We start from the raw sequence: 13,266 nt of genomic DNA on the forward strand, positions 1-13,266 counted from the left end.
ACGGCTGGTGATAGACATGCCGCCGGTTCTTTCCGATGGCGCGCCGGGCTATACCGACCCCTTGCCACAGGCGCTGGTGCTGACCGCGATCGTCATTTCCTTCGGCATGACGGCGGTGGTCGTGCTGCTATCGCTGGGGGCCTATATCGTCTCGGGCGATGACACGATCGAGCTTGGCGAGGACCGCGAATGAACCACTGGATCATCGCCCCTGTCGTGCTGCCCGCGCTTTTGGCGCCTTTGCTGATGCTGCTTGTGCGCAACGATCTGCGGGCGCAGCGTGTATTATCGGCGGCAGGAACCTTGGGTTTCGCGGCACTGGCCGCGCTGCTGTTGATGCAAACCGCAGGCGGTGAAATCATCGTCTACCGGCTTGGCGACTGGCCTGCGCCCTTTGGCATCGTGCTGGTGGCAGACCGGCTGGCAACGCTGATGCTGGCGCTGACTGCGGTGTTGGCGCTGGCGGTGCTAGCGCACGTGCTTGGCACGGGCTGGGATGCGCGCGGGCGGCATTTTCATGCGTTGTTCCAGTTTCAGCTGATGGGTCTGGCAGGGGCTTTTCTGACAGGCGACGCGTTCAACCTGTTCGTGTTTTTCGAAGTGATGCTGATTGCCTCTTACGGGCTGATGATCCACGGCGGCGGCCGCGCGCGCCTGCGGGCGGGTGTGCAGTATGTGGTCATGAACCTTGCAGGCTCGGTGCTGTTTCTGTTCGCGCTCGGCACGCTTTATGCTGTCACCGGCACGCTGAACATGGCCGATCTGGCGGTCAGGGTATCCGCTCTTCCGGTTGACGAGGCGGGTTTGCTGCGCGTGGGCGCGGTGATGCTTTTGCTGGTCTTTGCGCTCAAGGCGGCGCTGGTGCCGCTGCAATTCTGGCTTCCGGCCACCTATGCCAACGCCCCCGGCCCGGTGGCGGCGCTGTTTGCGATTCTGACCAAGGTCGGGGTCTATGCGATCTTGCGAATCTACCCGCTGGCTTTCGGAGCCGACAGCATGGCAGGCGACATCGGCCCGACGCTGTTGCTGCCCGCGGCCGGCGTGACGCTGCTGATCGGCATGATCGGCGTGATGGGCGCGCGCGATCTGGGGCGAATGTCGGCATTCGCGGTGGTCGGCTCGATCGGCACGCTGATGTTGGGGGTTGCGGTTTTCACCGCGGCCACCACCGGCGCGGCGCTGTTTTATCTGATCCACTCGACGCTTGCTGCGGCGGCGCTGTTTCTGGTCGCCGATCTGGTGCTGACCGAGCGCGGCAACCTGGCGCTGCAACCCGGGCCCCGGCTTGCGCGGCACGGGCTTTTGGCGGCGCTATTTTTTGCGGCCGCAATCGGCATGGCGGGGATGCCGCCGTTGCCGGGCTTTTTGGGCAAGCTGATGATTCTCGATACCACGTGGCTGCAACCCGAAGCCTGGGCGATCTGGTCGCTGGTGCTTGTCGGTTCGATCATGGCGATCATCGGCCTTGGACGGGCGGGTGCTGCGCTGTTCTGGGAAGTGCCGCGCGAACCGGCGTCGGTATCTGGCAAGCCCTTCGCTTGGGGTGGCATCGCGGGGCTTCTTGGCGCAATGGTTGCCCTCACCGTCGCCGCCGGGCCGATTAGTAACTGGCTGAACGCCACCGCCGTAGCGATCTACACGCCGGCACCCTATATCGAGGCTGTTTTGGGTAGCGGGGTCAGCCAATGATGCGCAAACTATTTCCGCACCCGCAACTCAGCCTGTTGTTGACGGTCGTCTGGCTGCTGCTGGTCAATCAACTCAGCCTCGGCTCGTTGGTGATGGCATTGATCCTTGCTTGGGCGATTCCGCTGCTGACAGCGCCCTACTGGCCCGAACGGCCCGGCGTGCGAAACCTGCCGATGATCATCAGCTATCTGGGCGTCGTGGCTTGGGACATCGTGGTGGCCAATTTCGTGGTGGCGCGGATCGTGCTATTCATGCCGAACGCGCGGTTGCACACCGCATGGGTGGCGGTGCCGCTGCGGCTGCAACAGCCCGAGGCGATCACCGTGCTGGCCGCAACGATCACCCTGACACCCGGCACCGTATCTGCCGACCTGTCAGCCGATAGCCGCACGCTGTTGGTGCATTGCCTGCACGCCCCCGACCCTGAGGAAGTGGTTCGCCAGATCCAGACCCGCTACGAGGCCCGCTTGCTGGAGATATTCTCATGATCGCCATCGCACTTACCTTTACTTTTGGCTGCTTTGCGCTGGCTCTGGTGCTGAACCTGTGGCGCGTGATCCGCGCGCCGGGGGTGCCGGACCGTGTGCTGGCGCTTGACACGATGGTGGTCAACGTGATCGCGCTGCTGGTGCTTTACGGCATTTATCAAGGAACCGCGGTCTATTTCGAGGCGGCAGTGCTGATTGCAATGGTGGGCTTCGTTTCTACCGTCGCTTACGCCAAGTTCATGCTGCGCGGCGACATAGTGGAATAGGGGGCGATGATGCTGGTTGATGCACTGATCGCGGCGTTTCTGGTGCTGGGGGGCTTTTTCGGGCTCGTCGGCTCTTTGGGGCTTGTCAAGTTGCCAGACCCGATGACGCGGCTGCACGCGCCAACCAAATCGACCACGCTGGGCGTGGGCGGGGTGCTGGTGGCCTCGATGCTGTTTTTCGCGTTCAAAGAGGGGCATGTCAGCGCGCATGAGCTGCTGATCACGCTGTTTCTGTTTCTGACCGCACCTGTCAGCGCGCATTTCTTGGCCAAGGCCAACCTGCACCGCGGCCACCCTGAAAAATTACCGCGGCCCAAGGGTTCGCAATGGGCGCATCTTAGCCCCGGTGTCGATACGTCAGCCGAAGTGCTGGCCGACCCGGAGCCGGAGCCGGAAGCAGAGCCAGCGCAACCGTTGACGCCGACTGAAGGGCGTGGTCACTAGGGGCGCATTTGCCGGGGCCCCCATGTCGCCATTGATCCAAGGCGTTTCAGCCGACCGCATCGCCGAAGTTGCCGCCCATGCCGCCACCGCCTACCGCGCGGCGCGGCCACGAAGTGCTGCGGCGCATTGGGCCGATGCTTGGCTTGGCGGTGTGCCGATGCACTGGATGAAGGATTGGCCGCAACCCTTTCCGATGCTGGTCGCCCGCGCCAAAGGGGCGTGGCTAGAGGATATCGACGGCAACCGTCTGGATGACTTCTGCCTTGGCGATACCGGCTCGATGTTTGGCCATTCGCCGGCACCGGTTGCCCGCGCGCTGCGTGCGCAGGCCGGGCGCGGGCTAACCTATATGCTGCCCACCGAAGACGTGCTTGCCGTCGGCGCGCTGCTTTGCCAGCGTTTTGGCGACTTTCGCTGGCAGATCGCCACCACCGCCACCGATGCCAACCGATTTGCGCTGCGGGTGGCGCGGGCGGTTACCGGGCGCGCCAAGGTGCTGGTGTTCAACGGTTGCTACCACGGCACTGTGGACGACGCGATGGTGCGTCTGCGGGCCGGGCAGACCGAGGCGCGCCCCGGTCTGGTCGGGCAAGTCGCCGATCTGACTAAAACCGCCGTCGCGGTCGAGTTCAACGACCTCGCTGCGGTGGAACGCGCGCTTGCGGCGGGCGATGTGGCCGCGGTGCTGTGCGAGCCGGTGTTGACCAATTCCTGCATGGTCTTGCCAGAGCCGGGTTTTCATGCGGGCCTGCGCGCGCTGACCCGCCGCTATGGCAGCCTGCTGATCATCGACGAAACGCACACCATCTCGACCGGGCTTGGCGGCTACACGCGCACCCACGGGCTGGAACCTGATGCATTCGTGTTGGGCAAATGCGTGGCAGGCGGTCTGCCCGCCGCGGTCTGGGGGCTTGCGCCCGAACTGGCTGCGCGTTTTGCAGCCTATGATGCCACGCGTCCCACGGGCCATTCGGGCATGGGCACAACGCTTTCGGCCAACCCGCTGCAATTCGCGGCCCTGCGCGCCACACTTGCCGAGGTGATGACCCCCGCCAATTACGCGCGGATGGAGGCGGGTGCCGCCCGCCTTGAAGCTGGGCTTTCGCGCGCCATTGCCGCCCAAGGCGCGCCTTGGCATGTGGTGCGCGTCGGCGCGCGGGTAGAGTTTATCTGCGCCCCGGGCCCCTTGCACAACGGCGCAGAGGCCGAGGCCGCCCATGCCCCCGCACTGGAAGCCGCAATCCACGCGAGCCTTCTGAACCGCGGCTGCCTGATTGCCCCGTTCCACAACATGATGCTGGTCAGCCCCGCCACCACGCGCCGCCAGATCGACCGCCTGATTGCCGCCTTTACCAGCACGCTTGTTGCGCTTTTCAACTGAAAGTCCGTCCCATGACCCAATCGCCCACCGGTTCCACCCCCGCTGAAGCCGAAGCCTTTCTGGCCGCGCATCCCGAGATCGAAGCCTTCGACATCGTGCTGACAGACGCCAATGGCATCGGACGCGGCAAGATCATCCGGCGGCACGAGTTGCTGGGGCTGTATTCCGGCGGGCGACACTTGCCGATTTCGATCCTCGGGCTCGATATCTGCGGCGAGGATGTGCACGAGACGGGGCTGATCTGGGATCAGGGCGATGGCGATCTGCGCGCTTGGCCGATACCGGGCAGCCTGAAGCCCATGCACGGCACCAACCCGCCGCGCGGCGAATTGTTGATGAGCATGTATCACCTCGACGGTGCCGAAATGACCTCGGACCCGCGCCATGCGCTGGTCCGCCAGGTGCAGGCCATGGCGGCCGAAGGGCTTTACCCGGCAGCGGCCTTTGAGCTGGAGTTTTTCCTGCTCGACCCCAAGCTTGACGATCAGGGCTACGCGCGACCCGCCGCCGCGGTGCTGGACGGGAGGCGGTCAGACAAGACCGAGGTCTACTCGGTCGATCATCTGCACGGGATGGAGCCGCTTTTCTCGGATATCTACCGCGCCGCCGAGCAGATGGGGATCAGGGCCGAAACCGTCATTTCGGAATATGCACCGGGGCAATACGAACTGACGCTACATTACCGCACCGATGTGTTGGCCGCCGCCGATGATCTGGTGCGGCTCAAGCGGATCGTGCGGCTGCAAGCGCGCAGGCATGGTGTGACCGCCTGCTTCATGGCCAAACCGGTTGAAAAATACGCAGGCTCCGGCATGCACTTCCACGTCTCGCTATTGGATGATGCCGGGCGCAACGTTTTTGCCGAGGCGAAGGAGGGCGTGTGGAACGACCCTATTCGCCATGCGATCGGCGGGTTGCGGCAAACGATGGGCGAATCGATGCTGGTCTTTGCCCCTCACGCCAACAGCTGGCGCCGCTTTGCCAGCCAAAGCTACGCGCCGGTCAGCCCAAGCTGGGGCGTGAACAACCGCTCGGTCGCGTTGCGCATTCCCGCGGGGCCCGTGGCCGCGCGGCGGGTGGAACACCGCCCCTCGGGTGTCGATGCCAACCCCTACCTCGTGGCGGCGACCATACTGGCCGGGGTGCGCAAGGGGCTGGCCGAACGCATCGACCCCGGCCCAGAGACCACCGGAAATGGCTACGAAGGCGAAGCCGAGTCACTGCCGATTCCCGGCGACTGGCGCGAAGCAATTCGCGCCGCGACCGATTCGGTCTTTCTGCGCGAGGCGCTTGGGCCCGACATGCACCGCACCTTCTGCGCCATCAAGGCCGCCGAATACGCCCGCGTGGCGCGCACCATCGCCGATGTCGATTACGACCTCTACCTGCACACGGTCTGAGGGCTATCGCTTTACGCTGGCGGTGGCGTAGTTCACCGAAAGATCGCGTGCCGACAGGCTCCAGCGCCAGCTGAGCGGGTTAAAGACCATACCCTTGCGGTCCACCGGCTCTAGGCCCGCGCCGCGTATCAGCGCATAAAGCTCGTCCGGAGTGATGAACTTCGACCAGTCATGGGTGCCCTTGGGCAGCCAGCGCATCACCACCTCGGCGCCGAAAACTGCCATCACATAGCTTTTGGGATTGCGGTTCATCGTCGAGCAAAGCATCAGGCCGCCCTTTTTCAGCAGCATCTGACAGGTGGTCAAAAACGCCTGCGGGTCGGCCACGTGTTCGACCACTTCCATGTTCAGCACCACGTCGAACTGCTCGCCCGCCGCGGCCAAGGCTTCGGCGGTGGTATTGCGATAATCGATCGCAAGCCCCTGCGCCTCGGCATGCAAGCGCGCCACGGGGATGTTGCGGGGGGCCGCGTCAGCCCCCACCACATCGGCACCCAGCCGCGCCATAGGTTCCGACAAAAGCCCGCCGCCGCAGCCGATGTCGAGAATACGCAAGCCCTCGAACGGGCGGGGGGCGGCAAGGTCGCGGCCAAACTCGGCGGCGATCTGGGTGGTCAGGTATTCGAGTCGGCAGGGGTTCATCAGATGCAGCGGCTTGAACTTGCCATTCGGGTCCCACCACTCGGCGGACATGGCCTCGAACTTGGCGACTTCTTCGGGGTCGATCGAACTGGCGGTGTTTTGCATCTGCGTCTCCAATTTCTGGTTGGCAGCCGTGGCGGGCGGCGCCTTGCCGCTATATAGTCGAGCCATGGACCGAACCGCAGCCCAAAAGCGCATTGGCGCCGCCTTTCTCTACCCGCCGGTAGAGCCCTTCGATCAGCGTATGCTCGAGGTGGGCGACGGGCACCGGGTTTATGTCGAACAATGCGGCAATCCGAAGGGTCGAACCGTGCTGGTGCTGCACGGCGGGCCCGGCGGGGGTGCCAGCCCTGCGATGCGGCGGTATTTCGACCCCAAGGCTTTTCGCGTGGTGCTGTTCGATCAGCGTGGTTGCGGGCGTTCGCGGCCCACCGCCTCGGTCGAGGCCAATACCACCGCGCATCTGATCAGCGATATCGAGAACATCCGCACCACGCTCAAGATCGACGATTTCATCGTGTTCGGCGGCAGTTGGGGCGCGACGCTGGCGCTTTTATACGCCGAGGCGCATCCCGAAAGGGTGCGCCAGCTGGTGCTGCGGGGGATATTTCTGGCGACGCGGGCCGAGCTTGACTGGTTTTACGGCGGCGGCGCGGGGGCGTTCTGGCCGGATCTGTGGAAGCAGTTCACAAGCATGGTGCCCGAGGCAGAGCGGGGCAACCTGATCGGGGCCTACCATCAGCGCCTTTTCAGCGGCGACTGGGCGACCGAGGCGAAGTTTGCCCGGATCTGGGCGCATTGGGAAAACGCGCTGGCAAGTGTTGATGGCGATGCGGGCATCGCCGAGGCGCCTGCGGAATATGCCCGCACCTTCGCGCGGCTTGAAAATCACTACTTCCAGAACCGCGCCTTTCTGGAGGTTGACGACCAGATCCTGCGCAACCGGCACCGGATCGAGCATATTCCGGCGATCATCGTGCAGGGTCGGCTCGACATGGTCTGCCCGCCCGCCACCGCTTGGAAGCTGGCCGATGGCTGGGCCAAGGCCGAACTGCGGCTGGTGGCAGCTGCGGGCCATGCGCTTTCGGAACCACCGATCACTGCGGAATTGCTACGGGTGATGAACGCGTTACGGCCGTGATATCACGCGTGTTAGGCATAGCATTGCATTGATATTCCTATGAAATACACGTGCCATTAACTTTTTGGTAGGGGTTTGCCCAACCAACAGCCACCCGCCCAAATTATCTGGCGCGGCCCCTATGCTTTGCAAGGATAGCATACCTATCTAAGGCGCAGGCAGCGCAGCCGCGCAATTTGGAGATCTGCCATGTGGTCACTGTTTCTGGTGTTTCTGGCCGCCTCTGCCACGGCGGCGGCCAGCGGAATGTTCTTCAAGCCGGGGAATTGGTATCAAAGCCTAGTCCGGCCCAGTTGGACCCCGCCGAATTGGGCCTTCCCGCTGGCTTGGACCACGATTTACACGCTGAGCGCCTATGCCGCAGCACGGGTGGCAATATTGCCGGGGGCGGGTTTTGCGCTCGGGCTATGGGCCTTGCAGATCGCGCTCAATACGCTTTGGACGCCGGTGTTTTTCGGCGCACGAAAGAAGGGCGCGGGGTTCGCAATCATTGGCATCCTCTGGCTGGTGGTTGCAGGTCTGGTCTGGAACTTCTGGGCGCTTGATTGGCTGGCGGGCGTGCTGATGGTGCCGTATCTTGCATGGCTTAGCGTAGCGATGCCGCTGAACTTTCGCGTGTGGCGCGATAACCCGGAACCTGCATAAGCGGCGTGGGGCCAAGGGCCGCCCGCCCGCACTTTGAATCTTTCTTGCACGTCACCGCCCTTTCGCCTATATGGCATTCAACAGCGGCGCAGCGGGGTCCAAACTCGCAGCCCACCGAATGAGACAACGGGCCGCGACGGCCCGTTTTTTGTTTTGAAAGCACACAAACACATGACCGATCTGATCGCCAAAGCCGCCATCGACCAGCGCATGGCGGCGATTGTGGCCCCGGTGATCGAGGGCCTTGGCTTTGAACTGGTGCGCATTCGCCTGATGGGCGGGCTGAACAAGACGCTTCAGATCATGGCCGACCGCCCCGAAGGCGGCATCGACGTGGCCGATTGCGCCAAGATCTCGACCGGGGTTTCGGCAGCACTTGACGTGGAAGACCCGATTTCAGAGCCCTACACGCTTGAAGTATCAAGCCCCGGCATTGACCGCCCGCTGACCCGCTTGAAGGATTTTGACGTCTGGCAAGGCTATGAGGCGCGGATCGAAACCGAGGCGCAGATCGACGGGCGCAAGCGTTTCAAGGGAATTCTGGCAGGCACCGAGGGCGACGAGGTATTGATTACCCTGCCCGAGGGGCCGGACGGCGAGCTGACCATCGGGCTAAAGTTCGACTGGTTGGCGGATGCCAAGCTGATCCTGACCGAAGCGTTGATTGCCGAAATGCTGCGCCAGCGCACCGAAGCGGGCAATATCGACGAATCCGAGTTTGACGAAATCGAAGAAACCGATGGCGACGAGGACGAAGGCGATACCGCCCCCGACGCCAAACCGACCCAACACTGACCACCCCCCGGAGGAAGACATGGCGATTACCTCGGCCAACCAGCTAGAACTTCTGCAGACCGCCGAGGCGGTGGCGCGCGAGAAGATGATCGACCCGGAACTGGTGATCCAGGCGATGGAAGACAGCCTCGCCCGTGCCGCCAAGTCGCGCTATGGCGCGGAAATGGACATTCGCGTGGCGATCGACCGCAAGACCGGGCGCGCGACGTTTACCCGCGTGCGCACCGTGGTCGAGGACGAAGCGGTTGAAAACTATCAGGCGCAACTGACCGTAGAGCAGGCAAAGCCCTATCTTGCCGAGCCCAAGGTGGGCGACGAGATCATCGACGAAGTGCCCCCGGTCGATCTGGGCCGCATCGCCGCGCAAAGCGCCAAGCAAGTGATTCTGCAAAAGGTGCGCGAAGCCGAGCGCGACCGCCAGTTTGAAGAGTTCAAGGACCGCAAGGGCACGATCATCAACGGCGTGGTCAAGCGCGAGGAATACGGCAACATCATCGTCGATATCGGCCGTGGCGAGGCGATCTTGCGCCGCAACGAACGAATCGGTCGCGAGAGTTTCCGCCCCAACGACCGCATCCGGTCTTACATCAAGGATGTGCGCCGCGAGCCGCGGGGGCCGCAGGTCTTCCTGTCGCGCACCGACCCGCAGTTCATGGCCGAGCTGTTCAAGATGGAAGTGCCGGAAATCTACGACGGTATCATCGAGATCAAGGCCGTGGCACGTGACCCCGGCAGCCGCGCCAAGATTGCGGTTATCAGCTATGACAACTCGATCGACCCGGTGGGTGCCTGCGTCGGTATGCGCGGCAGCCGTGTGCAGGCCGTGGTGGGCGAATTGCAGGGCGAAAAGATCGACATTATTCCGTGGAACGCCGATCAGGCGACCTTCCTTGTGAACGCGTTGCAGCCTGCCGAGGTTTCCAAGGTGGTGATCGACGAAGAAGCGGGCAAGATCGTCGTGGTTGTGCCTGACGAGCAGCTTTCGCTGGCGATCGGGCGGCGTGGGCAAAACGTGCGGCTGGCCAGCCAGTTGACCGGGCTCGACATCGACATCATGACCGAAGCCGATGAAAGCACGCGCCGTCAGGCCGAGTTCGCCGAGCGCACCAAGCTCTTTGTCGATGCGCTCGATCTTGACGAGTTCTTTGCGCAGTTGCTGGTGGCCGAAGGCTTTACCAGCCTTGAAGAGGTCGCCTATGTCGATCTTGACGAGTTGCTGACGATCGAAGGCGTCGATGACGCCACGGCGAGCGAATTGCAGGCCCGTGCGCGCGAATACATCGACACCCAGAACCGCAAGGCGATGGAAGCCGCGGTGGCGATGGGCGTTGAGCAGAGCCTGATCGACTTTGAAGGGCTGACGCCGCAGATGCTGGAAGCGCTGGCGAAAGACGGCGTGAAAACGCTTGAAGACTTTGCAACCTGCGCTGACTGGGAGCTGGCCGGTGGCTGGACCACGGTGAATGGCGCGCGGGTGAAGGACGAGGGTCTTCTTGAAAAGTTCGACATGAGCCTTGAGGAAGCGCAGCAGTTGGTGATGACCGCGCGCGTGCAACTGGGCTGGGTCGATCCTTCGGAACTGGAGGCGGCCGAAGATGTCGCCACCACTGATGATGAGGAGGTCGGGGCCTGAATCAGCCCCGGAACCCAATATGACACGCGGCGGCCAAGACAAAACCCCGGATGATCCAGAGCGTCGGTGCATCGTCACCGGCGAGGTGCAGCCCAAGGCAGGGCTCATCCGCTTTGTCGTGGGGCCGGACAACATGATATACCCCGATCTGGCAGAAAAGTTGCCGGGCCGGGGAATATGGGTCACCGCGGAACGTGATGTGCTGGAAAAGGCCGTCAAGAAGGGCCTGTTCGCCCGCGCCGCCAAGGCACCGGTGACCCTGCCCGAAGGCCTGGTCGATCTGGTCGAAGCGGGGCTCGCGCAGCGGGTGGTTGACCTTGTTTCGCTGGCGCGAAAGTCCGGCAGGGCGGTCTGCGGCTTTGAGAAGGTCAAGGGCTGGCTATCAGAGGGGCGCGCGAAGGTCTTGTTGCAAGCCTCCGACGGATCGGACCGCGGCAAGGGCAAGCTCTGGACGCCCGAGGGCGGGCGCTGGTTTGGCTGCCTTACCGCATCGGAATTGGGTTTGGCTTTCGGCCGCGATCATGCCATACACGGCGCGCTTGCGGCTGGCGGACTCACCTCACGGGTAAAAGTCGATGCTGCGAGACTTACAGGTCTGCGCAAGCGGGACGGCGGCACGACCGCCGAGAAGGATACGAAGACGGCATGAACGATACTGACGGCAAAAAACCTCTCGGTCTTGGCGGCGCGAGCCACCCCGGACAGGTGAAGCAAAGCTTCAGCCACGGCCGGACCAAAAGTGTGGTGGTCGAGACCAAGCGCAAGCGCGTTCTGGTGCCCAAGCCGGGTGCGCCAGCGGCACGGACCCCCGCGCCGGGCGGCAGTTCGCCATCAGCGGGTGATCCGGCCAAGCGCCCCGCCGGCATTTCAGATGCCGAAATGGACCGCCGCATGGCGGCGCTGCGTGCCGCCAAGGCGCGCGACGCCGAAGATGCCGCACGCCGCGCGATCGAAGACAAGCAACGCGAAGAAGAGCGTGCAGCGCGTATTGCCGAGGCCGAAGCCAAGGCGCGCGAAGAACGTGAGCGCGAAGAGGCCTTGCAGCTTAAGGCCGAGGAAGAAGCGCGCCGTCTGCGCGATGCCGCAGCGCGCGAGAAGAAAAAGGAAGATGTCCGCAAACCTGCGGGTGGGGCCAAGGCCGATGCGCCTATCGACCCGGCCGCAGCCGAGGCCGCAGCCAGCCGCGCCGCCACCAAGGGCGTCGCGACCGTGGGCCCGCGCAAGACCGACCGCGACCGCGACGAGCGCGGCAGCACCTCGACCGACCGCGATGCGCGCGGCAAGGCCAAGTCCACCGACAACGCGCGCCGCACCGGCAAGCTGAGCCTTTCCGACGCCATCGATGGCGAAGGCGGGCGTCAGCGCAGCATGGCTGCGATGAAGCGCAAGCAGGAAAAAGCGCGCCAAAAGGCGATGGGCATGCATGTGAAGCCCGAAAAGCAGGTGCGCGATGTGCAGTTGCCCGAAACGATCGTGGTTTCGGAACTGGCCAACCGCATGGCTGAACGTGCGGCTGACGTGGTCAAGAGCCTGATGAAAATGGGCATGATGGTTTCGATCAACGAAACCATCGACGCCGACACCGCCGAACTTGTGATCGAAGAGTTCGGCCACCGCACCGTGCGGGTTTCCGACGCCGACGTTGAACATGTGATCGACACCGTTGAGGACAAGGCCGAGCATCTTGCGCCGCGCCCGCCGGTGGTGACCATCATGGGCCACGTTGACCACGGCAAGACCTCGATTCTCGATGCTATCCGCCATACGACGGTTGCGACGGGCGAGGCGGGCGGCATTACCCAGCACATCGGTGCCTATCAGGTGAAAACCGATAGCGGTGCCGTGCTGACCTTCCTCGACACGCCCGGCCACGCGGCCTTTACCTCGATGCGCGCGCGTGGCGCACAGGTAACGGACATTGTGGTGCTGGTGGTTGCAGCCGATGACGCGGTGATGCCGCAGACCATCGAAGCAATCAATCACGCCCGCGCCGCCAAGGTGCCGCTGATCGTGGCGATCAACAAGATCGACAAATACGAGGCCAATCCGCAGAAAGTGCGCACCGACCTGTTGCAGCATTCTGTGGTGGTCGAGGAAATGTCGGGCGACGTGCTTGATGTCGAGGTTTCGGCAAAGACCGGAAAAGGGCTCGACAAACTGCTCGAAGCGATCTCGTTGCAGGCCGAACTGCTTGACCTGCGCGCCAACGCAGACCGTGCGGCGCTGGGTGCTGTGATCGAAGCCAAGCTCGACGTAGGCCGCGGCCCGGTTGCGACCGTGCTGGTGCAAAACGGCACGCTTCGTCTTGGCGACATCTTCGTGGTCGGCGAGCAGTGGGGCAAGGTGCGCGCGCTGATCAACGACCATGGCGAGCGCGTCGATGCGGCTGGGCCTTCGGTCCCGGTTGAGGTGCTGGGCCTGAGCGGCACGCCGCAGGCGGGTGACGTGCTCAACGTCGTCGAGACCGAGGCGCAGGCCCGCGAAATTGCGGATTACCGCGTCAAGCTGGCGCGCGACAAGCGCGCGGCGGCAGGTGCGGCAACGACGCTGGAACAGCTTATGGCCAAGGCCAAGGCCGACAAATCGGTGGCAGAGCTGCCAATTCTGGTGAAGGCCGACGTGCAGGGTTCTGCCGAGGCAATCGCACAGGCGATGGACAAGATCGGCAACGAAGAGGTGCGCGTTCGCGTGCTGCATTCGGGTGTCGGTGCCATTACCGAAAGCGATATCGGCCTTGCCGAA

Annotated in this window: 14 protein-coding genes; 13 read left to right on the top strand and 1 reads right to left on the bottom strand. The window is 63.6% G+C overall.

Annotated elements, in window-relative coordinates; translation table 11 throughout:
- From ABY403_RS06340 to ABY403_RS06370, 7 genes are all read left to right on the top strand, one after another.
- Positions 1-193, top strand: a 193-nt coding sequence (locus ABY403_RS06340; protein WP_372839907.1) for an NADH-quinone oxidoreductase subunit K, incomplete at its 5' end; no start/stop codon positions are given.
- Positions 190-1,689: a monovalent cation/H+ antiporter subunit D gene (locus ABY403_RS06345; protein WP_372839908.1), complete on the top strand. Its 1,500-nt coding sequence runs from the start codon at positions 190-192 to the stop codon at positions 1,687-1,689. The genes ABY403_RS06340 and ABY403_RS06345, both read left to right, overlap by 4 nt.
- Positions 1,686-2,177: a Na+/H+ antiporter subunit E gene (locus ABY403_RS06350; RefSeq protein ID WP_372839909.1), complete on the top strand. Its 492-nt coding sequence runs from the start codon at positions 1,686-1,688 to the stop codon at positions 2,175-2,177. The genes ABY403_RS06345 and ABY403_RS06350 overlap by 4 nt, the downstream gene beginning before the upstream one ends.
- Positions 2,174-2,443: a K+/H+ antiporter subunit F gene (locus tag ABY403_RS06355; RefSeq protein ID WP_372839910.1), complete on the top strand. Its 270-nt coding sequence runs from the start codon at positions 2,174-2,176 to the stop codon at positions 2,441-2,443. Before ABY403_RS06350 ends, ABY403_RS06355 begins: the two co-directional genes overlap by 4 nt.
- A 9-nt stretch (positions 2,444-2,452) precedes the next feature.
- Positions 2,453-2,887: a Na+/H+ antiporter subunit G gene (locus ABY403_RS06360; protein WP_372839911.1), complete on the top strand. Its 435-nt coding sequence runs from the start codon at positions 2,453-2,455 to the stop codon at positions 2,885-2,887.
- 22 nt (positions 2,888-2,909) lie between these two features.
- On the top strand, positions 2,910-4,268 hold the full coding sequence (locus ABY403_RS06365) for an aspartate aminotransferase family protein (RefSeq protein ID WP_372839912.1): 1,359 nt from the start codon (positions 2,910-2,912) through the stop codon (positions 4,266-4,268).
- Between the two features lie 11 nt (positions 4,269-4,279).
- Positions 4,280-5,668, top strand: coding sequence for a glutamine synthetase family protein (locus tag ABY403_RS06370; RefSeq protein ID WP_372839913.1), 1,389 nt, complete (start codon positions 4,280-4,282; stop codon positions 5,666-5,668).
- Positions 5,669-5,671: 3 nt separating this feature from the next.
- Here the strand turns inward: ABY403_RS06370 and ubiG are convergent, their stop codons facing one another.
- Complete coding sequence (gene ubiG / locus ABY403_RS06375) at positions 5,672-6,415, bottom strand: bifunctional 2-polyprenyl-6-hydroxyphenol methylase/3-demethylubiquinol 3-O-methyltransferase UbiG (protein WP_372839914.1); 744 nt, start codon at positions 6,413-6,415, stop codon at positions 5,672-5,674.
- A gap of 64 nt (positions 6,416-6,479) precedes the next feature.
- Here ubiG and pip point away from each other — a divergent pair, with 64 nt between their 5' ends.
- From pip to infB, 6 genes are all read left to right on the top strand, one after another.
- Positions 6,480-7,451 (top strand): prolyl aminopeptidase, encoded by a 972-nt coding sequence (gene pip / locus ABY403_RS06380; protein ID WP_372839915.1) that lies wholly within the window; start codon positions 6,480-6,482, stop codon positions 7,449-7,451.
- Positions 7,452-7,640: 189 nt separating this feature from the next.
- A complete protein-coding gene (locus ABY403_RS06385) occupies positions 7,641-8,096 on the top strand; it encodes a TspO/MBR family protein (protein WP_372839916.1) in 456 nt (151 codons plus the stop codon).
- 171 nt (positions 8,097-8,267) lie between these two features.
- Positions 8,268-8,891, top strand: coding sequence for a ribosome maturation factor RimP (gene rimP, locus ABY403_RS06390; protein WP_372839917.1), 624 nt, complete (start codon positions 8,268-8,270; stop codon positions 8,889-8,891).
- A 19-nt stretch (positions 8,892-8,910) separates the two neighbouring features.
- Entirely contained in the window at positions 8,911-10,524 is a 1,614-nt protein-coding gene (gene nusA, locus ABY403_RS06395; RefSeq protein ID WP_372839918.1) for a transcription termination factor NusA, read from the top strand.
- Positions 10,525-10,543: 19 nt separating this feature from the next.
- On the top strand, positions 10,544-11,173 hold the full coding sequence (locus ABY403_RS06400) for an RNA-binding protein (protein ID WP_372839919.1): 630 nt from the start codon (positions 10,544-10,546) through the stop codon (positions 11,171-11,173).
- Positions 11,170-13,266 (top strand): translation initiation factor IF-2 (gene infB / locus ABY403_RS06405; RefSeq protein WP_372839920.1); only part of this gene is annotated, 2,097 nt, incomplete at its 3' end. The genes ABY403_RS06400 and infB, both read left to right, overlap by 4 nt.

Origin of the sequence: Phaeovulum sp. (genome assembly GCF_041596715.1) — a bacterium.
In the GTDB taxonomy this organism is placed as follows: domain Bacteria; phylum Pseudomonadota; class Alphaproteobacteria; order Rhodobacterales; family Rhodobacteraceae; genus UBA6213.

What these genes read in the sequence shown, in the direction of transcription:
- ABY403_RS06345 (WP_372839908.1), top strand. Translation starts at nt 190, where the DNA reads ATGAACCACTGGATCATCGCCCCTGTCGTGCTGCCCGCGCTTTTGGCG.
- ABY403_RS06350 (WP_372839909.1), top strand. Translation starts at nt 1,686, where the DNA reads ATGATGCGCAAACTATTTCCGCACCCGCAACTCAGCCTGTTGTTGACG.
- ABY403_RS06355 (WP_372839910.1), top strand. Translation starts at nt 2,174, where the DNA reads ATGATCGCCATCGCACTTACCTTTACTTTTGGCTGCTTTGCGCTGGCT.
- ABY403_RS06360 (WP_372839911.1), top strand. Translation starts at nt 2,453, where the DNA reads ATGCTGGTTGATGCACTGATCGCGGCGTTTCTGGTGCTGGGGGGCTTT.
- ABY403_RS06365 (WP_372839912.1), top strand. Translation starts at nt 2,910, where the DNA reads ATGTCGCCATTGATCCAAGGCGTTTCAGCCGACCGCATCGCCGAAGTT.
- ABY403_RS06370 (WP_372839913.1), top strand. Translation starts at nt 4,280, where the DNA reads ATGACCCAATCGCCCACCGGTTCCACCCCCGCTGAAGCCGAAGCCTTT.
- ubiG (WP_372839914.1), bottom strand. Translation starts at nt 6,415, where the DNA reads ATGCAAAACACCGCCAGTTCGATCGACCCCGAAGAAGTCGCCAAGTTC.
- pip (WP_372839915.1), top strand. Translation starts at nt 6,480, where the DNA reads ATGGACCGAACCGCAGCCCAAAAGCGCATTGGCGCCGCCTTTCTCTAC.
- ABY403_RS06385 (WP_372839916.1), top strand. Translation starts at nt 7,641, where the DNA reads ATGTGGTCACTGTTTCTGGTGTTTCTGGCCGCCTCTGCCACGGCGGCG.
- rimP (WP_372839917.1), top strand. Translation starts at nt 8,268, where the DNA reads ATGACCGATCTGATCGCCAAAGCCGCCATCGACCAGCGCATGGCGGCG.
- nusA (WP_372839918.1), top strand. Translation starts at nt 8,911, where the DNA reads ATGGCGATTACCTCGGCCAACCAGCTAGAACTTCTGCAGACCGCCGAG.
- ABY403_RS06400 (WP_372839919.1), top strand. Translation starts at nt 10,544, where the DNA reads ATGACACGCGGCGGCCAAGACAAAACCCCGGATGATCCAGAGCGTCGG.